Annotated in this window: 27 protein-coding genes; 4 read left to right on the top strand and 23 right to left on the bottom strand. The window is 47.1% G+C overall.

Translation table 11 applies throughout. The features are described from left to right. Window positions 1-33: 33 nt before the first annotated feature. The 5 genes from EL173_RS06810 to EL173_RS06785 form a co-directional block, all read right to left on the bottom strand. The gene (locus tag EL173_RS06810; RefSeq protein WP_005708322.1) at window positions 34-375 is read right to left on the bottom strand and encodes a DUF1831 domain-containing protein; all 342 of its coding nucleotides are present in this window, start codon (window positions 373-375) and stop codon (window positions 34-36) included. Between the two features lie 293 nt (window positions 376-668). After that, window positions 669-1,832, bottom strand: coding sequence for a cysteine desulfurase family protein (locus EL173_RS06800; RefSeq protein WP_005689162.1), 1,164 nt, complete (start codon window positions 1,830-1,832; stop codon window positions 669-671). An 11-nt stretch (window positions 1,833-1,843) separates the two neighbouring features. Next, window positions 1,844-2,554, bottom strand: coding sequence for a 5'-methylthioadenosine/adenosylhomocysteine nucleosidase (locus tag EL173_RS06795; RefSeq protein WP_005685601.1), 711 nt, complete (start codon window positions 2,552-2,554; stop codon window positions 1,844-1,846). 76 nt (window positions 2,555-2,630) lie between these two features. Further along, window positions 2,631-2,891 carry a hypothetical protein gene (locus EL173_RS06790; RefSeq protein WP_005685599.1) on the bottom strand — a complete coding sequence of 87 codons (261 nt, stop codon included), beginning with the start codon at window positions 2,889-2,891 and terminating at the stop codon, window positions 2,631-2,633. Next, a complete protein-coding gene (locus EL173_RS06785) occupies window positions 2,878-3,423 on the bottom strand; it encodes an NUDIX hydrolase (RefSeq protein WP_024305581.1) in 546 nt (181 codons plus the stop codon). Before EL173_RS06785 ends, EL173_RS06790 begins: the two co-directional genes overlap by 14 nt. A gap of 211 nt (window positions 3,424-3,634) precedes the next feature. Between EL173_RS06785 and EL173_RS06780 the strand changes: the two genes are divergently transcribed. Then, window positions 3,635-4,297: a 5-bromo-4-chloroindolyl phosphate hydrolysis family protein gene (locus EL173_RS06780; protein WP_014571307.1), complete on the top strand. Its 663-nt coding sequence runs from the start codon at window positions 3,635-3,637 to the stop codon at window positions 4,295-4,297. Beyond that, window positions 4,294-5,490 (top strand): toxic anion resistance protein, encoded by a 1,197-nt coding sequence (locus EL173_RS06775; protein ID WP_005689158.1) that lies wholly within the window; start codon window positions 4,294-4,296, stop codon window positions 5,488-5,490. Before EL173_RS06780 ends, EL173_RS06775 begins: the two co-directional genes overlap by 4 nt. 128 nt (window positions 5,491-5,618) lie before the next feature. Here EL173_RS06775 and EL173_RS06770 read toward each other — a convergent pair whose 3' ends face one another. Beyond that, window positions 5,619-7,055 carry an MFS transporter gene (locus EL173_RS06770; RefSeq protein WP_014571305.1) on the bottom strand — a complete coding sequence of 479 codons (1,437 nt, stop codon included), beginning with the start codon at window positions 7,053-7,055 and terminating at the stop codon, window positions 5,619-5,621. Between the two features lie 175 nt (window positions 7,056-7,230). Here EL173_RS06770 and EL173_RS06765 point away from each other — a divergent pair, with 175 nt between their 5' ends. Continuing rightward, window positions 7,231-8,136: a phosphate ABC transporter substrate-binding protein PstS family protein gene (locus EL173_RS06765; protein WP_005685590.1), complete on the top strand. Its 906-nt coding sequence runs from the start codon at window positions 7,231-7,233 to the stop codon at window positions 8,134-8,136. A gap of 221 nt (window positions 8,137-8,357) precedes the next feature. On the opposite strand, the gene EL173_RS06760 is transcribed toward EL173_RS06765, so the two are convergent. The 17 genes from EL173_RS06760 to EL173_RS06680 all read right to left on the bottom strand — a co-directional run bounded on the left by EL173_RS06760 (window position 8,358) and on the right by EL173_RS06680 (window position 25,624). Beyond that, the gene (locus tag EL173_RS06760; protein WP_005685589.1) at window positions 8,358-8,582 is read right to left on the bottom strand and encodes a cold shock domain-containing protein; all 225 of its coding nucleotides are present in this window, start codon (window positions 8,580-8,582) and stop codon (window positions 8,358-8,360) included. 12 nt (window positions 8,583-8,594) lie between these two features. Continuing rightward, entirely contained in the window at window positions 8,595-11,381 is a 2,787-nt protein-coding gene (gene ileS, locus EL173_RS06755; RefSeq protein ID WP_005689155.1) for an isoleucine--tRNA ligase, read from the bottom strand. 242 nt (window positions 11,382-11,623) lie between these two features. After that, window positions 11,624-12,412 (bottom strand): DivIVA domain-containing protein, encoded by a 789-nt coding sequence (locus tag EL173_RS06750; RefSeq protein ID WP_014571304.1) that lies wholly within the window; start codon window positions 12,410-12,412, stop codon window positions 11,624-11,626. 170 nt (window positions 12,413-12,582) lie between these two features. Beyond that, window positions 12,583-13,362, bottom strand: coding sequence for a YlmH family RNA-binding protein (locus tag EL173_RS06745; protein ID WP_005685586.1), 780 nt, complete (start codon window positions 13,360-13,362; stop codon window positions 12,583-12,585). A 5-nt stretch (window positions 13,363-13,367) separates the two neighbouring features. Continuing rightward, the gene (locus EL173_RS06740) at window positions 13,368-13,655 is read right to left on the bottom strand and encodes a YggT family protein (RefSeq protein ID WP_005685585.1); all 288 of its coding nucleotides are present in this window, start codon (window positions 13,653-13,655) and stop codon (window positions 13,368-13,370) included. Between the two features lie 12 nt (window positions 13,656-13,667). Further along, complete coding sequence (locus EL173_RS06735) at window positions 13,668-14,123, bottom strand: cell division protein SepF (RefSeq protein ID WP_005685583.1); 456 nt, start codon at window positions 14,121-14,123, stop codon at window positions 13,668-13,670. A gap of 17 nt (window positions 14,124-14,140) precedes the next feature. Beyond that, window positions 14,141-15,406 (bottom strand): cell division protein FtsZ, encoded by a 1,266-nt coding sequence (ftsZ, locus tag EL173_RS06730; protein ID WP_005689151.1) that lies wholly within the window; start codon window positions 15,404-15,406, stop codon window positions 14,141-14,143. Between the two features lie 24 nt (window positions 15,407-15,430). Next, window positions 15,431-16,768, bottom strand: coding sequence for a cell division protein FtsA (gene ftsA / locus EL173_RS06725; RefSeq protein ID WP_005689149.1), 1,338 nt, complete (start codon window positions 16,766-16,768; stop codon window positions 15,431-15,433). 112 nt (window positions 16,769-16,880) lie between these two features. Beyond that, complete coding sequence (locus EL173_RS06720) at window positions 16,881-17,735, bottom strand: cell division protein FtsQ/DivIB (protein ID WP_014571303.1); 855 nt, start codon at window positions 17,733-17,735, stop codon at window positions 16,881-16,883. 5 nt (window positions 17,736-17,740) lie between these two features. Beyond that, complete coding sequence (gene murG / locus EL173_RS06715) at window positions 17,741-18,832, bottom strand: undecaprenyldiphospho-muramoylpentapeptide beta-N-acetylglucosaminyltransferase (RefSeq protein WP_005689147.1); 1,092 nt, start codon at window positions 18,830-18,832, stop codon at window positions 17,741-17,743. Next, window positions 18,833-20,212, bottom strand: coding sequence for a UDP-N-acetylmuramoyl-L-alanine--D-glutamate ligase (gene murD / locus EL173_RS06710; RefSeq protein WP_005689145.1), 1,380 nt, complete (start codon window positions 20,210-20,212; stop codon window positions 18,833-18,835). Between the two features lie 28 nt (window positions 20,213-20,240). Continuing rightward, window positions 20,241-21,206 carry a phospho-N-acetylmuramoyl-pentapeptide-transferase gene (gene mraY / locus EL173_RS06705; protein ID WP_005685577.1) on the bottom strand — a complete coding sequence of 322 codons (966 nt, stop codon included), beginning with the start codon at window positions 21,204-21,206 and terminating at the stop codon, window positions 20,241-20,243. Between the two features lie 14 nt (window positions 21,207-21,220). Then, window positions 21,221-23,365 carry a penicillin-binding protein gene (locus EL173_RS06700; RefSeq protein ID WP_005689143.1) on the bottom strand — a complete coding sequence of 715 codons (2,145 nt, stop codon included), beginning with the start codon at window positions 23,363-23,365 and terminating at the stop codon, window positions 21,221-21,223. Continuing rightward, window positions 23,362-23,727 (bottom strand): cell division protein FtsL, encoded by a 366-nt coding sequence (gene ftsL / locus EL173_RS06695; RefSeq protein WP_005685575.1) that lies wholly within the window; start codon window positions 23,725-23,727, stop codon window positions 23,362-23,364. The genes EL173_RS06700 and ftsL overlap by 4 nt, the downstream gene beginning before the upstream one ends. Window positions 23,728-23,740: 13 nt before the next feature. After that, window positions 23,741-24,682, bottom strand: a complete 942-nt coding sequence (rsmH, locus tag EL173_RS06690; RefSeq protein ID WP_005689141.1) for a 16S rRNA (cytosine(1402)-N(4))-methyltransferase RsmH — start codon at window positions 24,680-24,682, stop codon at window positions 23,741-23,743. 2 nt (window positions 24,683-24,684) lie between these two features. Continuing rightward, window positions 24,685-25,116, bottom strand: coding sequence for a division/cell wall cluster transcriptional repressor MraZ (gene mraZ / locus EL173_RS06685; protein ID WP_005685573.1), 432 nt, complete (start codon window positions 25,114-25,116; stop codon window positions 24,685-24,687). A 175-nt stretch (window positions 25,117-25,291) separates the two neighbouring features. Next, entirely contained in the window at window positions 25,292-25,624 is a 333-nt protein-coding gene (locus tag EL173_RS06680; RefSeq protein WP_005689139.1) for a hypothetical protein, read from the bottom strand. Between the two features lie 491 nt (window positions 25,625-26,115). Here EL173_RS06680 and EL173_RS06670 point away from each other — a divergent pair, with 491 nt between their 5' ends. Continuing rightward, on the top strand, window positions 26,116-26,235 hold the full coding sequence (locus EL173_RS06670) for a DUF4044 domain-containing protein (RefSeq protein WP_005713817.1): 120 nt from the start codon (window positions 26,116-26,118) through the stop codon (window positions 26,233-26,235). Window positions 26,236-26,255: the final 20 nt, after the last annotated feature.

Below are 26,255 nucleotides of genomic sequence, written 5' to 3'. Positions count from 1 at the left end.
TAAAAGGAAAGTTACCGTGATTTTCAAAGAGACTTATTTAGGCTCGAGCACACCACGTTCAATGAAATTGTTAATCCAATATTCATATTGTTCAACATTTTCCTTCGTGCTGTCATTCTTGAAAATGTTAATCGCCTTAAGCCCGTTGCCTGTGGTCACATCCAGCTGAAACTTGTCCAGCGTCTTAGCCACCGTCATCTTCAGTTTATTCGCCGCGGTATACGGTGAATTAGGATCCAACGACCGCTGAAGCTGAAAATTACCATTCTTCGTTGGAACAAAACCTAAATCAATTAACGTAAATCGTTTTAAGTTGGACCCAATTCGATAAGTCTTAGGATCCCCTTGAGCCGATCCGGTTGAAGCTAAAGCCATGATTACCAAACCTCCTGAGCGTGAACCAGCGCGGGTAGAAGTCGGAGTGTAAGCGGCCTCAGGCGTGATGGCCGGGCTTTGGCCATTGCGACTGAGGTCCTTACACGCAGACTTCTGCGCTGGAGAACGCGTTAATATGAGCGTAAAACGCAAGACACGTGCGTTATGAACACGCTTAACTACCCATAAGTTTAGCACATCACGGGATTGCCCGAAAAGTGTCTTCTTTTCCATCGCTTAGCTTCACAGTGCCCTAACGAGTCTCAAGATGGTACTGCCTACTTTTCCGAAAGCTACCGACTCGTTTGTTTGGCAGTTAACCGTTTGATAATCGGCAATAAGGTATCAATAAACGCCTGAATATCATCTGCAGTCGTCTGCCCACCAAAAGAAACGCGAATTGATTCACCCAGACGCGGACTATCACCGCCAAACATGGCCGTCAAGACATGGGATGGCTCCAGTGATCCCGCCGTGCAGGCTGACCCGCCAGATACCGCAATCCCCGCTAAATCCAAATTTGTTTGAAGCGCATAAGTCGAAATCCCTTTTAACCACAAATTGAACACGTGATTGACATTGTCCGGCCGAATATCGCCATTAACCGCATATGGCACCTTTGCATCATCTAGAGCGGTCATAATCTGTTGCTTAAAGCCGAGATATTTGCTTTGGCGCTTAGCCTTTTCCTCAGGCGTAATCAACTTCACCGCAGAAGCGAAACCGGCAATTCCGGCGATATTTTCGGTCCCCGCACGCCGCTTGAGCTCCTGTTCGCCACCTTTTAAAAGCGCAGGGAACTGAACTTTCGGATCGCGATACAAAAAGCCAATCCCCTTTGGACCATTAATCTTATGGGCCGAAACACTAAGCATATCAATGTGCTGTGCGTTGACGTCAATATCAAGCAAGCCATACGCCTGCGTTGCATCGGTGTGGAACCAGGCTTGATGGTCAACCAGCCGTGCACCAATTTCACTAATCGGCATCCGACTGCCAACCTCATTGTTACCCATCATGATGGTGACCAAAATGGTGTCGTCATCCAGCGCGGCATCAAAATCAGCTAACCGGATACGCCCGTTCTCATCCACAGGCAAATAGGTAACGCGATAACCTTCTTTTTCAAGGGCCTTTAACGGCTGCAACACAGAGGGATGCTCAATCGCCGTGGTAATAATGTGTTTACCTAATGACGCACGCGCATGTGCCGTCTGGGTGATAGCGGTATTATTACTTTCGGTTGCCCCACTGGTGATCACAATCTCGCCGGGTTGGGCATGAATCGAGTCCGCCAAAACTTTCCGGCTTTTGTCCATTACCGTGTGAGCTTCCCGGCCAAACCAGTGAGTCGAGCTGGCGTTGCCAAAATCATGTTGCATTTGATCCGTCATGGTCTGAATGACTTCAGGAGCCATCGGTGTGGTGGCAGCATTGTCGAGATAAATGTGTTGCATTACAATCACTCCTAATTATGCTGTGATCGCTGCAAATGACTAAAGAACTGTAACAACATCGCAGCACTTTGCTCCCCTGCTTTGATCACAAATTTGTCGAAATCAACCCCAGACTGCTCATCAGCCACATCGCTCATTGCCCGAATAACAACAAACGGGGTGTGAAATTCCTTGGCAACCTGGCCAACCGCTGCGCCTTCCATCTCACTGGCAAGCGCTTGTGGATAAATTTTCAAAATTCGGGCGATCGCCTCTTTGCCATTAATAAACTGATCGCCCGAAACAATCAAGCCGACTTTTGACGTCAAGCCGGTCGCCGTCGCAGCAGCTTGAATCTGGCGCACATAACTCATGCCGGCTTCAAAAATCTGCGGCTGTTGTGGCAATTGCCCCGGCAAATAACCAAACGCGGTCGCATCCGCATCATGATAAGCCACACCGCTTGAAATCACAACATCACCGATCGCCAAACCGCTACCGATACCACCGGCACTGCCAGTATTGACAACAACATCCGGCTTAAAAGTCGCTAACAGCAAGGCAGTCGTCATCGCTGCTTGTACCTTACCAATTCCGGATTGTACCAAAATAACATCAACACCATCTATTTGGCCTTCAAAGTAATGCTGGCTGGCAATCACCGTTTCTTGCTGATGAGTCTGTTTAGCCAGTAACGTCCGAATTTCTTCTTCCATCGCACAAATAACCCCGACCTTAATCAAAAAATCGCCTCATTCTTTCTTTAAATTAATGTCGTGAATCTGATCATAAACTTTCCTGAGCTTATCAGCGTCTAAGTTAGACAAAGTATAAAACCAAAAAGACGATCACAATCAAACCGACGACAATACCGATTGCCCAATTCAAACGTTTCTTGAGACTATTCACTTTACGAAAAGTAACGTCATCAAATCGAGCTGCGGTTACTTCGGGTTTTCCCCGTCTCTGCCGCGCATAGGCTTTTTCAACCTCAATACGTTTGGCTTCACGTTCACGCGCTGCTCGTTGCGCTTTTTCCTGCTCCTCACGGTATGCTTTGCGTGTATTAACCTCTGCCATAATTTCCCTCCTGCAGCTGCCAATACAACAAGGCGAGCAGCGTTTTACTATCACAGATTTGACCATCGTCAACTGCCTGTTGCGCCTCACTCAGCGTTAACCAGCGATGTTGGACAAATTCATCTGCATCCTGATCCAAATGATGTTCAGCGGTTGTGACGTGACGCGCTAAAAAAAGTGCCATGGTTGCATCGGAAAAACCGAGTGACTGAAAATAACTTGCCAACGGTTGCCAGTCGCGCGCCTGCATCCCGGTTTCTTCATTTAATTCGCGCTGGGCAGCTGCTAACGGCATCTCGCCTGGGGCTATCTTACCAGCAGGAATCTCCAAGGTCATCTGCCCGACCGTTGACCGAAATTGACTCACGAATAAGGCCCGCTGATCTTTGAGCGCCAACACGCCGGCCGCTGGGTGCGCCCGTACAATCTCACGTTTAGCCGTCTGCTGGTTATCCAATTTAACCGTCAGTTCATCAACCGCAACCAAGTGACCGGTAAACAAGCGTTGCTGGGCAATTGGTTTTTCTTCCACCATGATCGCCTCCTGTTAAAATAGTGTCGCTATTCGTCAATGCTCTTAAGTCCGATTGACGATCAGTTTTTTTAGCCATGTCATCAGCTTACACCAGCAGACAATTTGGTGCTTGTTCTTAACAAAAAATTTGCGAATATCCAACTTCCGGCTGATAGGCAAGGTACAAGGGTGTGCTAAACTAAACTCAAACGAAAGAGGAAGTGATCTCGTGGCCACAAGCAAACGTATTCGCACTTGGCGAATCATACTCTGGGCCGCCATGGGTGCAGTATTAGGTGCTTTGTCCGGACGATGGCTCATTGCCATTTTTGTCGGCACCGTTTTCGCATTTGCCCGCTTTATCGGTGAATTGAGTCGGCCCAAGCCAAAATCTGCCAGTCTGCCAAGTTTAGATCCCAAAATGGCGGAACACTATGCGGCATCTGGATTAAGTGAAGAAGAAATCAAACTTTTCAGAAAGACGATGGCTGATCTTGCCGAGCAAATTCGCACGATTGAAGCCTTAACCCAACAAGTCCCCAAATTACGGGCATTAACCTTAAACACTGATTTAGTTGATTTACTCCACGCTTATTTCGAGGCCCTAGTTCAGGCACCGCAACGCTTGACCGATGCGGGTACCTTCGTCTATCAACAAGTGCCAAATCTGTTAGATCTCATGCAAAAATATGCTCAAATTACCCATCATGAGGTTAAAACCGCCGACACTTATGAAACGCTTGATAAAGCCTTTGAAACCATGACGAATATGGCAGGCAAAATTCGCACTGATTACCAAGCCTTCATTAAAGACGACTTAGCTGATCTCGATAGCGATGTGCGCTTAGCTAAAAAACACCTTGAACCCGAAAAAACTCATGAAACGGAGTGACCAACGTGAGCGATGATAAACAAACCAATTTAACGGATGATTTATTAGCTGATCCGTTCAGCACAGCAACAGACGCCAATGCCGAGCCAAACATCCCAGAAGCAACGACAGCTAAACCTAAATTGAATCCGGAACAGGAAGCCAAAGCACGGGATTTAGCCAGTAAAATTGATGTCACAAAAGGTGAAACCGTGCTTAATTATGGTGCCGATGCTCAAAAGCAGCTTGGCGTCTTTTCCCAAAATATGCTGACAAAAGTCCAAAGTCAGGATACCGGTGCAGTCGGTGATGCCTTAACCAGCTTGATGACACGTTTAAATGAGGCCAACCCCGATGAGCTAAAAGCAGAAAATAATAATATTTTCCGCAAAATCTTTGGCCGTGTCAAGCGCTCGATCTACGAAATTACGGCTAAGTATCAAAAGATTGGCGCGCAAATCGACACCATCGCCAATCGCCTTGAGACTTCACAACAAGGTCTGTTAAATGACAATAAACTTTTGGACGAACTTTATGACCAAAATAAAGCCTATTTTGATGCACTGAATATTTACATCGAAGCGGCCAATCTCAAAATCGCGGAGTTAAATGAAAAAACGATTCCCGAAGCAGCCAAAGCCGCAGAAGCCGCTAATGATCAAATGGCGATCCAACAAGTCAATGATCTCAAGCAATTTGCCAGCCGTTTGGAAAAACGTGCGTATGACTTACAGTTAGCGCGCCAAATTACAATTCAGCAAGCACCGCAGATTCGCCTTATTCAGAACACCAATCAAGCATTGGCAGAAAAAATTCAGGCCAGCGTCAACACAGCAATTCCGCTATGGAAGAATCAGGTGGCCATCGCCCTGACGCTTTTACGGCAAAAAAATGCGGTAACCGCCCAACGTCAGGTTTCGGAAACAACGAATGATCTGCTCAAGAAAAACAGCGAAATGTTGAAAATCAGCTCAATTGAAACTGCCAAAGAAAATGAACGCGGCGTTGTCGATATCGAAACATTGACCCAAACCCAAAACGATCTTATCGATACCTTGAAACAAACCTTGCAGATCCAACAAGACGGCCGTCTAAAACGCCAAAATGCCGAAAAGCAGTTAGTACAAATGGAAGGCGAATTAAAGCAACAATTATTAAACTACACGCACGGCAGTATGAACGAACAAAATCCCAAAGACGTGACGCCACACTAAGTTAAATCTACTCAGTCGCCATTGATAATTGCGTCAATACTTTGAAAAAAGCCTGTGATCATACGATGATCACGGGCTTTTTGCGTGTAGTTGTACGATTCAGCAGTTATCAGTTCTCGTTACCGAATTCATGCCTGCGTTTGTGTGCGCATCTGCCACATCCGATAACCCGTCAAGGCCAGAGCTAGGCAGCATAAGGCAGTTGCAACCCAAAATGACACATGCATACCGGCGATGAACACATTTGGCTGACCCGTCAGATAAGTCGTCACCTTGCGTCCGGCAGTATGACTCATTGAAGAAAATAGCACCGTGGTCGCACTCGAAATGCCGACAACCATGCCCAAATTACGTGCCAAGGCATTCATCCCGCCAGCAATCCCAAGATCTCGCGGCGCCACACTCGACATCACGACCGTATTATTTGGCGCTTGAAACAACCCATTACCAAAACCAACCAAGCCGATCATCAACGCGACAAAAACAAAAGACGTTTGTAAATTAAACAATGCATACCCGATCTGACTGCCAACAATAAACAACAAGCCGACCATGGTAATTCGATAAGGTCCGATACGATCCGCAATTGAACCGGCTACAGGTGCCACAATAACCTGCACAATCGGGAAAATCATCAACAAGTACCCGGCTTTTTCCGGTGATAACCCACGCGCATTCTGCAAATAAAACGGCGAAATCACGTTAAAAAAGAAGTTGGTCACGAAAATGAAGAATGCCGACAACAAGCTCAGTGTAAACGCACTGTTACTGAATAATTTAAAACTAACCAAAGGATCATTTTTGTGCCGTTCAATTTGTACAAATGCAGCCAGCGCAATCACGGCGATCACAAATAACCCAAGAATCAGCGGATCAGTAAAGCCGCGTTCCTGACCCAAAAAAATCCCCATAAAAAGCGTGAGAATGTACGCCAGAAAACTAATAAACCCTGACCAATCGATTGGCACCCGCTTACTTGGCAAATCTTTTGGCAAGACGACTGTTCCCAGAATGAGGGCAACAATCCCAATTGGAATATTAATCCAGAAAATATAACCCCATGGCAGTTGGCCAAGAATCAGGCCACCGATTCCGGGACCGGCAATGGCGCCGATCGAAACAAATGAACCAATCAATCCCAGCGCCTTGCCGCGTTCATTCATCGGAAAAATTTCCGTCACGATACCGTTATTATTGGCCATGGTCATAGAAGCACCGGTCGCCTGCACAATTCGCGCCGCCAGTAATAACGCCAAACTATTATTGAAACCAGCAAAAAGCAAGCCGATTAAAAACAAAACCATGCCAATTCGAAATACTTTGATTTTACCGATCGAATCGCCAAGTTTGCCAAAGAACAGCAACAAGCCGCAGATCATCATCAAATAAATGGAAACAACCCATTCCGCCTGATTCATTGGAATGTTTAAATCGCGACTCATGACCGGCAGCGCAATATTGACAATTGAACCATCCAATGTCGACATAATGGTAAACATCCCAATTGCCGTGATGATCCACCACCGGTTTTTCTGAACTTTTTGATCCTCAATGTAATTTTTCACATTTTCCGCTCCTTTAATAACGCCTAACTGAGTCATTATACGCCGACTTTGGTTACTTTTTCAAAGGACTGTTGAACATATTTACAAAAGCAAAACGCATTATTTACATCAAAGTGGTCAAGTCTTTACACACAAACCTTATCCTAAAGTTATTCAAGTATTGGAGGGAAAAGTAATGAAGCATTCGAAATTGTTAGTCGGTTTGACCGTGGCCTTAACTGCCACTTTGGTATTAACGGGTTGCGGGTCAAAATCCGCCAGCAGTTCAAGTTCATCCAGTTCAGCACCGGCAAAACAAAGCAAAATTCTAGCGGTCGGATCCACTGCCTTACAACCGCTGGTAGAACAGGCCGCGAAACAATATCAAACAGATAATCCAAAAGCGGAGATCACTGTCCAAGGCGGCGGTTCCGGTGCCGGCTTAAGCCAAGTGGCAGCTGGATCGGTCACGATCGGTAACTCGGATATTTTCGCTCAAGAAAAGAAAGACTTGAAGGCCGATGATCTGGTGGATCACCAGGTAGCGGTCGTTGCCATTGCGCCGGTGGTCAACAAAGATGCCGGGGTTAAGAACATCTCAACCCAGCAATTGATCGATATCTTCCAAGGCAAGATTACGAACTGGAAAGACGTCGGCGGCAAAGATCAGCAAATTGTTCTGATCAATCGTGCGCAAGGTTCAGGTACCAGGGCAACCTTCGAACAGTTCGGGATCAAGACCGATAAAGTCAAGACCAGTCAGGAACAGGATTCTAGCGGTACCGTTTATCAGATGGTCTCCTCAACTCCCGGTGCTATTAGCTATCTAGCCTTCTCGGCAATTAAAGATGGCGTCCAAAAGCTGGCACTGGATAAGGTACAACCAACTGATAAGAACGTTACAACGAACACCTGGAAGATTTGGGCTTACGAACACATGTACACCAAAGGCAAGCCGAATGCATCGACTGCCGCATTTATCAACTATATCCAGTCCAAGAACGTTCAAAAGACTCTGGTTCCAAAGTTAGGCTATATTCCAATCACCAAGATGACCGTTGCTCGGACTTATGACGGTAAAATTGAAGAAGTTAACAAGTAACCTACCCAGCATCACCAAATAAAAAGCAGCATGTATACAAAAACCGCGATCAACGCAATGATCGCGGTTTTCTTATTGTCCTATAAACTTGAGTCGTCAACATTAAAAAGCAATCCTGACAGCCACAGACGTACTTGCTAGGAAGCATCACTAGCTTGCCACCCAAAGACAGACTGTTCGGATTGCTTTTAATGAATCACGTCACACGATTGAACGAGAATTTATGCATGATCCTCAGTGTCGGGTTCGTGATGGATCGTGACATTTGCTGCTTGCGGACCCCGCGGACCTTCGACAATGACAAAATCGACTTGTTCACCAGGCGTCAGACTTTTAAATCCAGACTCATTGATCGCCGAAAAGTGGACAAAAATGTCAGGCTGCCCTTCAGCTTCAATAAACCCATAGCCTTTATCGACGTTGAAATTTTTGACCCGTCCTTGCATCATAGCCTCCGCTTACTTATCAAATCCGTTTGCTGCCGCTTCAGGATAATTAGCTTCAACAATCGCGGCACACCGACTGCATAACTCCGGTAATTTAGGATCTGTGCCGATATCGGTTCGTACCATCCGGCAACGTGGGCAAACAGTTCCTTTGGCATGTTCAACGACAACAGCCATATCCTCAAACTGTTCGGCATTTTCCGGCGCCTTCGCCTCAAGTGGCGCTACTTCAAAGTGACTGGTAATCAGCAATTGCATCACATTGGCTTCAACATCATCGAGCATGTCGCGCACCGGCTCCGTTGGGTAAACTGTTACCGCTGCCTCCATGGACTTACCAATTACCTTGTTGTCACGGGCAACTTCCAAGGCTTTTTGAACTTCGGAACGAAAATCCATAAACGCTGCCCAGATATCTAGGAGCTGATCCTCATCAGCAAAGTGGGTCACATCTGGCATGTCGGATAACGCTGCGTATGCTTGTTTCTGCTTAAGATACGGCCAAACTTCTTCGGCAGTATGCGGCAGGATCGGCGTCAACAACTTGGTCAAGTCCAGCAATGCGGTATACATAACCGTTTGCATGCTGCGACGTTTAGGATCGTTTGCGGCTTCGATGTATACCACATCCTTGGCAACATCGAGATAAAAGGCACTTAAATCGTTGACCAGGAAACTGCTGATGGTTTTCTCTACCGTAGCAAAGTCGTAGGCATCATACGCTTCTTTGACTTTGGCGATGACCTGATTAAGCCGAACCAACAAATAACGATCCACTGAACCTAGCTGATCATAGGCAACCGCGTCTTTTTCCGGATCGAAATCGCCAGTATTGGCAACCATGAACCGGAGCGTGTTGCGGATTTTACGATAGGCTTCTGACGTCTGAGCGAAATTATCGACTGAGACCCGAACATCAGATGATGAATCAACGGTTGCAACCCAGAGCCGAATGATCTCAGCACCAAACTGCTTTTCAATGGTTGACGGCACAATCGTATTGCCCAAACTCTTGCTCATCTTCCGGCCTTTGCCATCAAGCGTGAAGCCTTGTGACAAAATCCCGCGATACGGCGCGATTCCGGTTGCAGCAACACTGGTAATCAAGCTGGAGTTAAACCAGCCGCGGTATTGATCGGAACCTTCCAGATATAAGTCAGCCGGGAAGCTTAGTTCAGGACGTTGCGCCAAAACAGCTTGGTGTGATGAACCTGAGTCAAACCAAACATCCATAATATCTTTTTCTTTAGTGAACTTGCCATTTGGGCTGTGCGGATTGGTGTACCCATCAGGTAAAAGATCCTTGGCCTCGCGTTCAAACCAGACGTTGGAACCATATTTACCAAACAAATCGGCTACATGATTGATCGTTGCTTCTTCAATAATCGGTTCACCGTCTTCTGCATAGAAAATCGGTAATGGGACGCCCCATGCGCGCTGGCGGGAGATGACCCAGTCGCCGCGATCACGAATCATATTGTACAGCCGCGTTTTGCCCCAACTCGGTTTAAAGTCAACGGTATCAATGGCCTTCAAAATTTGATCACGAAAGGCCTCAATTGACGCAAACCATTGGGTGGTGGCGCGGAAAATAACCGGCTTCTTGGTGCGCCAATCATGCGGATAACTATGGGTGAAGAAGTCCAGCTTCAGCAAGGCACCTTTTTCGTCCAACGCTTTCGTGACGAGTTTGTTGGCATCATCATAAAAGACGCCTTCAAAACCAGGGGCATTTTCATTCAGGTACCCTTTGGCATCAACCACTGAAATAACCGGCAAGCCATATTTCATTCCGACCTTGTAGTCGTCTTCCCCATGACCAGGGGCGGTATGAACCAAGCCAGTCCCGGCATCAAGCGTAACATGATCCGCATTCATCACTAGACTTGTCCGATCATACAACGGATGCTTGGCTGTCATCTTATCCATTTCAGTGCCTTTAAAAGTCTTTAAAATCTTAGGTTGTTCCCAGCCGACTTCTTCAGCTACCCGATCAAGCAACTCGGCAGCAACGACATACTTATGCTCGCCAACTTGCACCTGGACGTAATCGAAGCGCGGATTGACTGCAATACCGTAGTTGGCAGGAATGGTCCAAGGCGTTGTTGTCCAAATAACAAGTGACGTATCTTGGTCCAGGATTCCCTTGCCATCAACCACCGGAAAGGCAACATAAATCGAAGGTGATTTGTCATCATGATACTCAATCTCGGCTTCGGCTAGCGTCGATTCGGATGACCATGACCAATAAACCGGCTTTAAGCCATGATAGATGTAACCTTTCTTCGCCATGGCACCAAAGACCCGAATTTCACTGGCTTCATAAGCATGTTGTAACGTAATATACGGATGTTCCCAGTCACCCATGACGCCAAGCCGCTTGAAATCAGTCCGTTGCTTATCAATTTCCTTCATCGCAAACTGCCGGCATAACTCGCGATAGTCGGTCATCGACATTTCCTTGCGTTTAACGCCTTGTTTGGCCAACTGTTGTTCAATTGGCAAACCGTGCGTATCCCAGCCAGGAACATAAGGTGCCCGGAAGCCATTCATCGACTTATACCGAACAATGATATCCTTACTGATTTTATTAAGCGCATGCCCCATATGAATATTTCCGTTGGCAAACGGTGGGCCATCATGCAGCATAAACGTCGGCTTGCCTTCATTTAATTTTTGCCGCTGCTCGTAAACGTGGTCTTCATCCCACTTTTTTTGCCAAATCGGTTCATTTTTAGGCAAGCCTGCTCGCATTGGAAAAGTCGTCTTGCCCATGTTCAACGTATCTTTAATTTTCACGTGTCCCGCTCCTTTGTTAATTGAATGAAAAAAGCCCGCCCTATATTAGGACGAGCAAACGTGGTACCACCTAACTTCAGGGAACAAGTCCCCCTCAGTGATTGCTTAACGGTGATCAACCGGTCTCGCTTAGTTATTCGGCGAGACAACTGCGAACTGATATCATTCAGCGGTACTTATCAGGCTCACACCTATTCCTGACTCGCTGCAAAGGGGACCGGCAAATGACGCGTGTTCATACGTTATTGTGCGTCTTGATCAGTTGTAACATCGGTATCGGCACTTGTGGTTGCGCTTGTTGTCGCTTCTGATTCAGAATGATCTGAATCCACCGGTGCCGGCGTTGCAGTTGCCGACTCGGATGTTGCACTTTGATCATCTGGGAAAATAATCTCCGTATACGCATCAGCACCGGAAACTGCTCCACTAGAGTTTACGAAACCAGCCTGCGAATTGTCAAGTGCTTCTTGACTTGGATCCGTGGTATCTGCAGCTTCAGGAGAACTGGACAGTAATTCTTTCCATTCCGGACTTTTCACAACTTCCAACTGCGATTCCAGCATGACCTGTAACCGCTGACGGAAAACCCGGCTCTGGCGTTTCAAATCCTCTGTTTGAACAGAAATGTTCTGACGCTTAAGTTCGGCATCATGCAACGTCTGCTCGGTTTGCGCTTGGGCTTGGTGAACTTTCTGATCAGCATCAGCCTTAGCACGGTTGAGGATCCCCTGAGCATCTTGTTGCGCCTGCTGCTTGATCAAATCGGCTTCTTGATGCGCACTGTTCTTCACCTTTTCAGCGCTTTCTTGAGCCACAATGATTGACTGATTCAAGGCTTCTTTCATATCGGTGAAGTAACGGACCTTTTCTTTTGCATCCGCTAATTCCTTCTTAAGCCCCTCATTATCCTTGATCAGGCTACTATAATCCTTAACGATCTGCGCAAGAAAATCATTGACCTCATCCTTGTCATAACCTCGCATCTTGCTGCTAAATTCTTTATTGTGAATGTCCAGTGGACTTAAAGCCATAAATAGTCCTCCTCCTCTAGTGAACGTGCGCCAACCGCTTGTTAGGCCGGCATACGCGTGATCATGAACGTACTTTAGCTTATTGATACGTCCCTCATCAGGCGCTGATTGCTGCAACCTGTTAAAAAGTTACCGATAAACCAAGCGCATTGAACCGCCTACGATACGGTTTACTTATGAATCACGGCAGCAGAGACACGCAATTTACCTTTTTTGCTTTCACCAAGTATCGCATCTAGCCGCAATCGCCCAAATCCACGTACTGAAATAATATCAGAAGTGGCGACCTCAGCGTCAGGTGCATCGTTTTCGCCAAAGTTCAGCCGGACTTTTCCCGCCTGAATTAGCATCTTGGCCCGCTGCCGTGACATATTGAAACCGTGGGCCACTATGGCATCCAACCTTAGTGCACTAACTGAAAAGCTGATGGGTTCCCAGTCATTTTCAGGCGTAACGGCAGCGTCTAACGGATAGTCCGTAAAATGGACCCCGACACGCCCGATTTTGGTGATATTACTCATCACCCAATCTTCCATATGTGCGGCAACAAAAAACTGCCATGTGCGCCCGTCCGTCACAATATCGCCAAAAACATCCCGATCAAGCCCGGCATTTAACAATGTTCCTTGAATCGTACTGTGATGCATTTCGGCAAACTTTTCGGGATACACCACTTGTAAGAGCCGAATATCAAAATCAGCTGGCTGAGCGGCAAAGTAGTCCGGTGCAAAAATCAGCCGTTGTCGTTCAGCATGCGGATACCCGCCGAAATGTACCAACTTCATATCATCATGTGCATTGATCAGGCTCGCAGCAATCAACCGCTGCCTAGGATCGGTAAAATCGGTTAATACTGCCCGATACTCGGTCCGCGCAGTTTCGATTAATTCTGCAAAATGATCAATCAATGCTGCTTCATCTTTGCGAAAATGTTGATAGATGGCATCCATGCTTGTCACCCAATTATTTGAACAAGTATCAGAAACAACCGCGACCATCCAAACTTAATCAGCGAAAGCACGAAGAACGCCAGGATTGGCGAAAGATCAAGTCCACCAATAGCAGGAATGATACGGCGAAAGATACTCAGAAACGGATCAACCCACCGACCTAAGAAACGGTCAATGGCGGTTCCTTGAGCGTTTGGAAACCATGAAATCAGGATATAAATAAATACCATGATCATGTATAAATAAATCGCCCAATCGCCGACTCGAAATAATGCATAAAGAAAATTAAACACTTGACACCTCGTTTATGGTTGCGATGAGAGATTCAAACCATCGGAATCAATGGTACTAGCCAATGAACCATCAATTTCAAAATTGGCTGGCGTGACTAAGAAAATCGACTCACCAATCCGCTTAATCTCACCATTAATCGCAAAAACAGTCCCAGTTAAGAAATCAACAATTCGCCGTGCATCATCGGCCTCAATTCGATCAAAGTTAATGACGACCGCGCGATTGTTCAGTAAATGCGAACCAATCTCTTTGGCATCTGAATAAATCCGCGGTTCATACACAACGATTTTGGCAGTTTTACCAACCGGACTATTCATTGATACGACTTTGTTGCTACGATACTGGCCATGATTTGAAGGTTCCTTAGGTGCAGCCTGCGTTTGTTCGTCTTCTTGGTCCTGATATTCATCTTCGTCATCCATGGCAAAGAAATTGTTGAATTTTTCCCCTAACTTTCCAAACGCCATGTTTCATGACCTCCTGACTACTGACGCCGCCGTTGTTTAAAGAATGGCGGCTGATCATCGGTTCCGGCATCGTCTGCATTGGTTTGATTCTCGAAAATATCAAAATCTTTCTTCTTAACGTTGTTCATATCATCTGCACTCGGGGTCTGGCGCTTGCTTGGTTCCCGCCGCAAATCCCAATTACCAAACGGATCATCATTTTTAGGGGCTTGATCGGCAGACTGCTCATGCCCGCCGAATGTTGGCCGATACGACCCGTTTGACTGGGTCTGATCAGTGTTACGATTGGCAGCAGCTGGCCGGCGCGTTGTTTCGCGGCGTTGGTCTTCTTCTTCGATACCGGTGGCGATCACGGTCACCACCACTTCATCTCCGAGCTCTTCATTGATGGAAGTCCCAAAGATAATATTGACATCATCTTTAGCTGCATCCGCAACGATTTGTGAAGCATCCTGCGCCTCAAACAAGCTGAGATCCGGGCCGCCGGTAATGTTAAGCAGCACCTGCTTAGCCCCACTGATATTAACCTCCAGAAGTGGGCTGGAAATCGCTTTTTTAGTCGCTTCAACGGTGCGATTTTCACCAGTTGCACTGCCAATCCCCATCAGCGCCGATCCTTGATTTGCCATAACCGTTTTTACGTCGGCAAAATCAAGGTTAACGTAGCCTGGACTTGTAATCAGATCAGAGATGCCTTGAACCCCTTGCCGTAAAACATTATCCGCAGCATGGAAGGCTTCCAGCATCGGTGTTTTTTTGTCAACAATTTCTAATAAACGATTGTTGGCAATAATCACCAAGGTATCCACATGCTCTTTTAACTGAGCAATCCCCTCAGTGGCGTTTTTAGCACGCTTAGGGCCTTCAAACGTAAATGGGCGGGTAACAACCCCAACGGTCAGCGCACCTTGATCTTTGGCAATTTTGGCCACAATTGGCGCTGCCCCGGTTCCGGAGCCGCCGCCCATCCCGGCAGTCACAAAAATCATGTCGGCACCTTGCAATGCTGCCCCAATCGCCTCTTCGCTTTCTTCAGCCGCCTTTTGCCCGATCTCCGGGTTGGAACCGGCGCCCAAGCCGCGCGTCAATTTCGGTCCGAGCTGGATCTTGGTTTCTGCGTTGCTGGCATTCAATGCTTGCAAATCGGTATTGGCAGCGATAAATTCAACGCCTTTGACATCTTCTGCAATCATGCGATTAATGGCATTACCGCCTGCACCGCCGACACCGATTACTTTGATGTTTGCACCTTTTTCACTTTGTGCGTCCATTTGAAAATCCATTCGTGTTCCTCCTAGGATCGAGATTTATTCAAAGAAATTACCAAAGAACCGGCGTAAAGGAGATGGTTCCTTAGATTTTGCTTTTTCGGGTTGTTTATCAGGTTTGCGCTTGGCAGAACGTTGATTTTCCGGTGCCGCCGGGGTTTCTGGTTGCGGCCGTGCCGGTTGCGTTGGCATTTGCGCCCCATCAACCATAAACGGTGTTGGCAAAACGCTTGAAACAAGCATTTCAATATCCGTCATTTCAGCGGCGTACTTGATGAGCGCTAACCCTTCAGTAAATGACGGATGGCGCAGGCCCATATCTTCCGGAATAAACCGTTTAACCGGTCGCTCTAAAATGTCCTGGGCTAACTCGGTGACACCCGGCAGTGCGGTGGTGCCGCCGGTAATGACAATCCCACCCGGCAACTCAAGCGCATTAACCGCATCCAGTGCCTTCTTGAGTCGCTTGAATATCTGAGCAACCCGCGCTTCGATAATTTCAGACAGATATTTTTCCGAAATCATGGCCGGATCATGCTTGCCGACAACCGTAACCGGAAAAGTCTCATCTTCACTGGTAGCCAGAGAATCCGCATTTCCATACTCGCGCTTCAATTTCTCGGCATCGGTAAAACTGGTATTCAACACCACGGAAATGTCTTTGGTGATGTATTCCCCGCCTTCTTGATCCACCGAAGTGAACTTGAGCTTACGGTCATGAATCACTGCTGCCGTGCTTTGACCGCCACCCATATCAATCAAGACGGTGCCAAAGTCCTGCTCACCATCCGTTAACGCAAGCCGGCCAATAGCTAGTGGTGAAATAACCAAGCCGCCAACTCGTAAGCCGGCTTTTTCGATGGCCTTTTTGGTATTATGAATCACAGTTTTAGGAACTGTCAGCATAATACCGCGCATCTCCAGCCGAACACCCAACATCCCACGTGGATCTTTAATGTCATCAAACCCATCAACGATAAATTCGGTTGGAACCAGCGATAATGTTTCACGCTCAGGCGGTAGATTACGTACTAATGCTGCCGCAGCAACACTGCGCACGTCTTTATCGGAAATTTCTTTGTTTTCCTCGCCGACCGCAATCATCCCCGAAACCTGTTCAATCTGCAGCATATTAGCAGGGATGCCAGCTACAACCCGATCGATCTTGATATTTGCCTTGTCTTCAGCTTGGGCAACGGCCGCTTGAATCACTGCGACTGCCTTATCGATATCAACGATCACCCCACGACTCACGCCTTCAGACCGCTGACTTCCCACACCAATAACATTCATTTGTCCCTGTACTGCTTCGGCAACAATGACTTTTATTGAGGTGGTTCCGATATCAAGTCCAACGTAAATACCTTGATTATCCATGTATCGGGAACCTCCTTGTGTAACTTTTTAATTAACTCAATTTTCATATTAAAACGGTGCCATCATCAGTGTAACACACTCATTTTCTGATGAGAAAACAATCCTTACAAAATCAGTCATTTGACGACTTTTCGCTACTAGAATACGGTCGCCAAAATGCTCCCACTTCCAAATCAACCACGCCTTTTTGCTTAACCTGTGAAACAATCGCCGGATAATACTTGATTTTCTTGGCAATGGTGCGCGTATCGGCAATGATGCGATAACCGTCATTCATGTTGAGCGCAATCTGGTTAGGATTGGCATCCCCGCGACTGGCGTCAATTTCCGAGATATCACGCCGAATGGCAGCAGGGAACTGTTTAAGTAACGTAATCATTTGTGGTAACTCTTTGGCTGTAAACCCGGAAAAAACCGGATAAGTCGTGACTGGCGTTTGGGTTCCGGCGGCTAACACTTCCCCCGTAACCAGAATCTTGTGGTACGCATGTTTTTGATAAACATATCCGACCGTCTGATATTCGCTGGTTTTAATAATAATACGATTGAATCCCTTGATCGTCAGGCTGGCAGTTTTAATTTCCGGTAAAGATTTCTGTACCCGCTGCGCAATGGCATTTTTATGAAATGCCACACTCAACATCAAGTCATCGTCTGATAATTTAGTCGCGTTGATGACCTGCTGATCCGGAACCGTTGTCACGCCTTGAACACTCACAAGTCCGACTTTGGATAGCGGGCTGGCAAAATAGCCAAAAACCCCCAGCAATAGCAGCAGGGGGAGCAGAATCAAGACAAGGTTCTTCACGAGTTTACGGCGCCGCAACGTCTGGATCTTCGGGAGATTAACATCCAACTTCGGTTTTTGGCGCCGATCATGACGCGGCGTCTGCTGCTGGCGTGCCTGGTATTGTTGCCACGGCGTCAGCGGATCAGATTGCTGTTCTTTTTTTCGGAGCCAAGCCAAAGTCATCACCCACGTTTCGTAAGTAGTGTTGTCATCACCGCAATCAATTGATCACTTGCATCAGGCACGCCCAGTCTTTTGGATGCCTGTGCCATTGCAGCGCGTTTTGCATCATCTTCCATCAAGGTCACAACCCGCTGGGGAAAATTCTGATTCAATTCTGGTTCGGTAATGGTTAACGCCGCGCCTTTTTTGGTTAGGCTTTGCGCATTCAGGTACTGATGGTGGTGGGTCACATTCGGGCTGGGAATGAGAATTGCCGGGATCCCCAGTGCTGTGATTTCAGCAAGTGTGGTTGCACCGGCGCGACTAATCAACAAACCGATGTCCGGTAAAATCGATGGCATGTCATCAATGTACGGAACGACCTTAATAGATGCCGGTAACGCTGGCAAGCCCGCATTAATGGCGTCATAGTGACTGCGACCAGTTGCAAATAACACTTGAAAGTCTGCCTTAGCCCAAATAGGCAACGCCGCAACAGCTGCTGCATTAATTTTAGGGGCACCGCGCGAACCGCCAAAGATCAAAAGTGTTTGTTTATGCGGATCCAGCCCAAAATCTTTAAGCCGGTCATTGGGCTTTAAGCCGGCAACCTGTTGTGCCCGCGGATTACCGGTGACAACGACTTTCTTAGCCGGAAATGAGGATGCAACTTCCGGAAAGACAATCGCCACTCGATCGACAAAATGACTTAAAAACTTATTCGTCACCCCAGCAACCGAATTGGACTCATGGATCACCGTGGGAATATGCAACCGTGCCGCAGCATATAAAATGGCACCTGAAACATAACCGCCAGTCCCAACGACAATGTCGGGTTTAAAATCTCGTAATAACTTTTTGGCTTGACCGAGACTGCCGATAAACTTTTTGACCGTTGTCACATTGCTTAACGAAAGGCTGCGCTTAAAGCCTTGCAAGTCCAGGGTTGCAAACTTCAAGCCGGTTGCAGGGACGATCCGACTTTCCAAGCCTCTTTGCGTGCCCACGTACAAAACATCATCAAGTTTACCTTCTGCTTTTAGGGCTTCAATCAAAGCTAAAGCCGGATAAATGTGGCCGCCGGTACCGCCACCAGAAATAACCAGCCGCATTTAATGACCCTCGCTTTCAAGATTTTGCTGTAGGCTATGAACAGCCTTGATGAAATCATCGCCGCGCACTTCAAAGTTAGGATACTGATCCCAACTTGCTGCTGCTGGCGAGAGCAAAATCACATCGCCGGGGCGGCTGGCTTCATAGGCCAATGGAACCGCCGTCATAACATTCTCGGTTTTTTGAACCGGGACGCCGGCTTCTTTAGCAATTTTTGCCATTAATGGCGCGGTTTGACCGAATACGACCATGCTTTTGACGTGTTTCTTAACGAGCGGGGTTAAAGCGTCCATCGGCAAACCACGATCAAGCCCGCCTGCCAACCAAACAATTGGCTGCTGGAATGCATTCAAGGCTACAGTTGCCGCCTCGACATTGGTTGCCTTGGAGTCATTGTATACCCGACGCCCATTGATCGTTTCCAAATATTGAATTCGGTGTTTGACGCCAGAAAAAGTCCGCAGTACCTCACGAATTGCGTCATCACTCACACCCTTCAGTTTGGCCGCGGCAATGGCAGCCAAGGCGTTTTCGATATTGTGCAACCCCGGAATCTGCAGGTCACTGGCAGGCATAATCTTGTCACCATCAAACGTCAACCAGCCATCAATTAACGAAGCCCGTGCACCAGCAGCCTGTTTGCGGGAAAATGGGACAATCTGGGCTTGACTTTGCTTTGCTAACTGGTGCATTTCGGGAAGATCCCAGTTCATGATAAAGTAATCATCCGGCGTTTGATTCATCGTAATGCGCATTTTCGCCGCAACGTAATTAGCGCGGTTGCCATGCCAGTCCAAATGAGCCTCATAGATGTTCGTTAATACTGCGATATGGGGATGCAATGTCTTAATGCCGCAGAGCTGAAAACTCGATAGCTCAGCAACAATGGTGTCATCTTTACCTGCTTTTTGAGCCACCTGACTGACCGGAATGCCGATATTCCCGGCATCAAAGGCGTGGTGAGGCCACTGTTGGTTCAACATTAACCCGATCAGCGTGGTCGTCGTTGTCTTGCCATTCGTCCCGGTAATGCCGATCCACTCTGCTTCGGATACCTGAAAAGCTAGCTCCGGCTCAGTAATAATCGGCAGGCCCAATTCTTGCGCGCGCTGAACCATCGGATTGCTGTATGGAATACCCGGATTTTTGACCATCAACTCAAAATGCTCATCTAACAATTCAACTGGATGGCGCCCGGTAATCACGCGCATCCCGTCTGCCAACAACTCCTGAGCCTCTTTGTTGTCATCGAATTGCTTCTTATCATTGACGGTTACCAAAGCCCCTAATTTATGTAGTAAGCGCGCTGCATTGACGCCGCTTTTTGCCAGTCCTAATACAAGCACCTTTTTATTACGATAATCCGAAATGTTTTTCACAATCGTTCCTTCTTTTTATAGCTTGATTTTATAGGAAAAATACCAGATAAACACAGCTTGCGATCAGTCCAACCAGCCAGAAGGTCAAGTCAATCTGCCACTCGGACCAACCTTTCATTTCAAAATGATGATGAATAGGCGACATGAGGAAGATTCGCTTACCGGTTAATTTGAATGAAGCAACCTGCAAGATCACACTGGCTGTTTCAATCACATAGATGATCCCGATCAATAATAACGACCATTCTCGATGAAGCAAAATGGCAACAACTGCCAGCATCCCGCCTAATGCCAAGGATCCTAGGTCGCCCATGAAAATCTGAGCCGGTTTATGATTGAACATCAAAAATCCAAGCATCGCGCCGACAGTCACCAGACAAATAATCAACACGTCAACGCGGCCTTCACGAACCGCAATCACTGCATACGTTGCAAACGAAATGGTCGTCTGTCCGGCAACCAAGCCATCCAAACCATCTGTCAGATTAACCGCATTACTAAAACCAACGAGCCAAAAAACAACGAATATCACATAAAACCAAGTGGCATTGACATTACCTAAAACCGGAACCCATAACGTATGATCAAAGCCTTCGTGAAAATAAGCGATCAGAAAAATGACAGCGCCAAGAATCTGACCGGCTAATTTTTGCCACGCCTTTAAGCCTTCATTACGATGGTGCACCAATTTCTGGAAATCATCATAAAATCCTAACAAGCCATAAAGAACCAAAATAAATAAGGAAATCCAGACACTCAGCGTTAATTGGTGCTGCCAAATGCTGACCCAAATAGCCGAGATGATGATCGCAGCAATGAATATCAAGCCACCCATCGTTGGGGTTCCTGACTTCTTTTCGTGCCAGCTTGGTCCTTCTTCACGAATCACCTGGCCTTCTTTCTTATACCGCATGTAACCGATAAAAAGCGGCATAAACATAATGGTAATGGCAAATGCCGAAACCATCGGAATGAGCATTTGAGCAAGTTGCATGACTATCCCCAATTCTATTGTTGTTTAAACTCAATTGTCCCGCTGGCATTACCTAATAAGGTACCTTTAGCAATACTTTGCCGAACAACGAAGCCATCACCGACAAGCTTAAATTTCTTGCCGGTCAATTGTACAAATTTTAACACATCGGATTTCGACCAACCAGTGAGATCAGGCATTGTCATGGCACCATTCGTCAAAAGTAACACCCGTGAATCCCGCAATGCTTTGGTTCCGCTTGCTGGCAACTGTTGGACGATTTTATTCCCGGTTCCGATCGTTGCTACGTCAAATCCGGCCTTTTTAACCGTATCCTGTGCACTCGCCAACGCCGCATTGGTGACAGCAGGCACTTCAGCAGTGTTGGTTTCACCTGACACCGTGCTATTCGCGGTTGTGTCCAAAGCCCGTTGCATCATCGGCTTGAAGATGCTTGCCAAGATTGATTCCGCTGGTTCCGTCATCTTCTGTGGCTGTTTCATCGCAACGTATAAGACATACTTTGGATTGGAAGCCGGCGCAATTCCGGCAACGCTAAACGTGTAATTGGAATCCCCGGTTAAATAGCCGCCTTGAGCACTAGCAATCTGACCGGTCCCGGTTTTAACGGCTAAGTCAACACCCGGCATTTTATAAGCCACCCCGGTTCCGTCCTCGTCATTAACCACGTGACGCATGGCATCAATAACCCGAGCTGCCGTTTCTTTTGAGATCGGCTGACCCACCACTTCCGGCTTATAAACAGTGGCTTTACCGTTCTTATTAACCACCTTGGATACAATTTGCGGCTTAAGCATCTTGCCATCATTTGCCACCGCACTAATTGCCTGCATCATTTGCATCACATTGACTTCAATGCCTTGACCAAAGGCGGTGATAGCCTGATCCAATGGGCGTTGAAAACTAATCCGGCCACTTGTTTCTCCCGGTAACGTAATGCCGGTTTTTTGGCCAAATTTAAATTTATCCAAATAGCTCTTCCAAATGCCGGCACCCATTTCCTGTTCGATCTTAACCATGCCGACATTACTCGATAACGGAAACGCTTTGCTCAGCGGAATGGATCCCCAGCCGCCTGTCCGCCAATCGTTAACCGTGCCGCCATCAAGCTTAACAGATCCGGACTGGAAATATTCATTGGGGTGATACTTACCGCTTTGAATAGCAGCAGCCAAGGTCATGATCTTCATTACCGATCCCGGCTCATAATTATCCTCAACCAAAGAATCCCGCCACATATCGCCTAATCCTTCGCCAGTCGAAGCATCAAACGTCGGACGCTGTGTGGCAGCTAAAATACGTCCGGTCTTGGCATTCATCAAAACCGCCGTCATGCCTTTAGGTTCATATTTGGTTTGAACATCTGTCATGAGAGTTTCCAAATAAGCTTGGAGACCACTATCAAGCGTTGTATAGACACTGCCGCCATTCACTGGGGCCTTGGCTTTGGTCTTGGCATTAGGCAGTTTATATCCATATGCATCTGTTTCACTTCGCCGATAGCCATTGGTGCCGGTTAAAACGGTGTTAAATTGTTTCTCTAACCCCATCACCCCGGTCAAACCGCCGCCATTATCCTGCGCTTGTGCCAACCCAATCACATGACTGGCAAACACACCATTAGGATAAAGCCGCGATGGGGTTTCGCGAAAATGAATCCCCGGCAATTTCTCAGCTTCGATTTGTTTTTTGATCGCCAAACTTAATTTCGTCCCTGGCCGACCAAACTCGACTTGGAAAAGATTCTTACTTGGATTTAAACGTGCTAAAACTTTATCTTCACCAATCGCCAAATAACGACTCAGTATTTTGGCCGTTTTAGCTTTGTTGGTGACATAATCAGGCTTATCGCCATTTTTGTTTTGCTTATCGAGGATGGCATAAATGGTATACGTATTTGAATCTTCGGCGATCACATTACCACTACGATCCAAAATAGCACCCCGCTGCGCTTGCAAAACGGTGTCGGTCTGATACTGCTTTTGCCGCTGCTTCGCCAGATTATTTGAATCCACTTCGCCAATGGTTGCAACAAAAGAAAAACGAAGAACGAACCCACCGAGTACCAGAAGCGTAAACCCGATCAGCCCAATACCGAAAAATTTACGGTTGCGGGCTGGATGTGCATTCGTTGATCGTTTTGATTTGAAAATTTTCATTGATTATCAACACGCCTTATATTGCCGTTAATGACTTTAAATCCATGGGCCTTAGCAAAGGCATCAAGTCGTTCGGAGTTGGAGAGTTCGCCAATTTCTTGCTTGAGATTCGCCGTGGCTTGCGATTGCTTCATAATTTGCGCCTGTAAATCTTCATACTGGCGTTGCGTGTTGCTCAAGCGATTTTGCATGAACAAACAAACGACACAAACAACTGTTGCTAAAACGCCACAGGCAAACATCATCGTTTTCTCGAACCCGCTAAAAGCAATATGTGTGTGCGGTGCGGGTGCAGGAGCTGATTTATGTACCGGTTTCGGTGCCGGTTGTTGCACTAAAGGCCTTGCTGTACTCTCAAGCATATATGGAACCCCCCTAATTGCGAATTTTTTCGATCACCCTGAGTTTGGCGCTGTGAGCACGATGGTTTTCAGCCAGCTCGGCCGCACTCGGTAAAATCGGTTTACGATTGACTAACTGGTAATGTGGTTGAGCAGCTTCCGGCACCACCGGCAACCCGCGCGGAACATCTTGGACGGTTGACACTTCTTTAAACATGGTTTTCACCAGCCGGTCTTCTAATGACTGGAAGGTAATGACACTGATGCGTCCCCCAACGTTAATCAGCTTGAGTGCCTGTTCCAAAGAAGCTTCTAGCGCGGATAATTCATCATTAACCGCGATTCGGATAGCCTGAAAGACTTTTTTAGCCGGATGGCCACCCGTTCTCCTTGCTTTAGCCGGAATTCCTGCCTTGATCAACTCAACAAGTTGGAAAGTGGTTGTAATCGGCGCTTGGGCACGAGCTTGCTCAATTCGACGCGCAATCTGCTTAGAAAAATGCTCCTCACCATAGCGCGAAAAGATCCGAACCAATTCAGCATACGGCCATTCATTGACAATCGTTTTGGCATCAAGCGTTTGCCGCTGATCCATCCGCATATCAAGCGGTGCATCGAAACGATAAGAAAAACCACGCTTTGAATCGTCAAATTGCGGCGAAGATACACCAAGATCGTACAAAACGCCATCAACCTGCCTAATGTCCAAATCAGCCAAGGCTGCGCTTAAATCCCGAAAGTTTCGGTGAACCAGCGTTAACTGCGGTGGTAACGTCCCAAAATGACGCTTGACCGCGGCGATGGCTGCTTCGTCTTGATCAAAAGCGATCAGACGCCCATTCGTAAGCTGATTTAAAATCTGGCGGGTATGGCCTCCGCGTCCCAAAGTGGCATCCACATATGTACCATCCGACTTCACGGCCAAAGCCGCTGTTGCTTCTTTTAAAAGAACTGTCTCGTGTTTAAATTCTGTCATGGCTATAACCCAAAGTCCGTTAAGTTTTCTGAAATGTCATCAAAGTCTTCTTCAGCAGTGTCGGCAAATTGCTGCCAGCGCTCGGCATCCCAGACTTCAATGCGGGTATTGACCCCTACAAGGACGCAATCCTTTTTCAACGCCGCATGTTTGAACAGTGGCTTGGGAATATTGATCCGTCCCTGCTTGTCAATTTCACATTCGGTCGCAGCCGAAAAAAGAAAACGCGTGAAGGTGCGGGCATCTTTTTTAGCTAAGGGTAATGTGGCCAATTTTGCCTGCAGTTTGTCCCATTCCGCGATTGGATAACCAAAAAGGCAGCCATCCATGCCCCGGGTCAAAACAAACGATGCACCCAATTGCTCACGAAATTTGGCTGGAATAATCAGACGCCCTTTAGCATCGATACTGCGTTCAAATTCACCCATGAGCATGGCCTGCACCTCCCTACGATTTTCAGTCTACCACAACGCCCCACTCTTCTCCACATCTAACCACTTCTGAAGCAAAATTTAGTTATTTTATTGTTTAAAAAACATTTAAGCCACAAAAAATCCCGCGATCACAAGGATCACGGGATTTTTTCACAAGTGGTAAGTCGGTGGTGACTCAGCCCATAAAATAAATAAAAATACCGCTAAGCCACCAACAAGTGGTTGCTAGGGAGAGAATGCGCGTCAGCATCCGCCAATATCGGTGAATAATCAGGTCATATTCGCGGATTACCTGCCAAACAACCAGGATTAAGGCAATCACCATCGCCGTAAACAGGATCACCCAGATGAAATTCGGACTTTTGGTAAAGGTTAACTCGAAAATGGCCCAGAGGTTCACCATTGTCAGTAAAAAAAACCACGAACCACCATGAAAGTCGAAATAGACGACAGCGGCAACAACCAAGAGCCACACTAAAATTGGTAATCCCAACGCAAGCAACACCATGACAATTCCCTCCAGCGGCAGCAACCACGTAAGGTGCTGTCTGTTGATACTTCTCAATTAACCGTACCCAAAGGAAAGAAAGGCGTCAAGCAGAAGTTAACGCTCTTCAGCGCAGGAATTCGCGTGTACGGACATTGTATTGGGTGCAATGACCAAAGCCCGGTCATCACACCCAAGGCCACTAGTCCCCCTTTATGCCCATAACGCGTTCGCCAGCCCAGAAACCTGCACATAAGGACCTTGGGTGCAATGACCAAAACCCGGTCATCACACCCAAGGCCAATAGTTCCCCTTTACGCCCATAACGCGCTCCCCGGCGCAGAAACCTGCGTGTAAGGACCTCGAACGCAATGGCCAAAAGCGGGCCATCACGTCCGAGGCCGCTTACACTCCGGTTTCTAACCGCGCCGGCTCGCGCTCAGTTTTAGTTGCCGTTTTTTCCAAAAACCAGTACAATGAGACCCAGAAGAACTTTAAAGGTGGTGTTTTCGGTGCAGAAAAAGAAAAAGAGCAAATTCCAGAAAATGACAATTATTAGTGCTTGGGTGATGATTATTATCACCGTGCTTGGTGTTGTTCTCACCGCGCTCGCAAGTTTGCAAATCATCTAATCCGATCACCAAATGACCAC

It is taken from the genome of Lacticaseibacillus rhamnosus (assembly GCF_900636965.1).
GTDB lineage: Bacteria > Bacillota > Bacilli > Lactobacillales > Lactobacillaceae > Lacticaseibacillus > Lacticaseibacillus rhamnosus.
The sequence above is the reverse complement of the archived record's forward strand: the minus strand, read 5'-3'. Positions and strand labels throughout refer to the sequence as shown.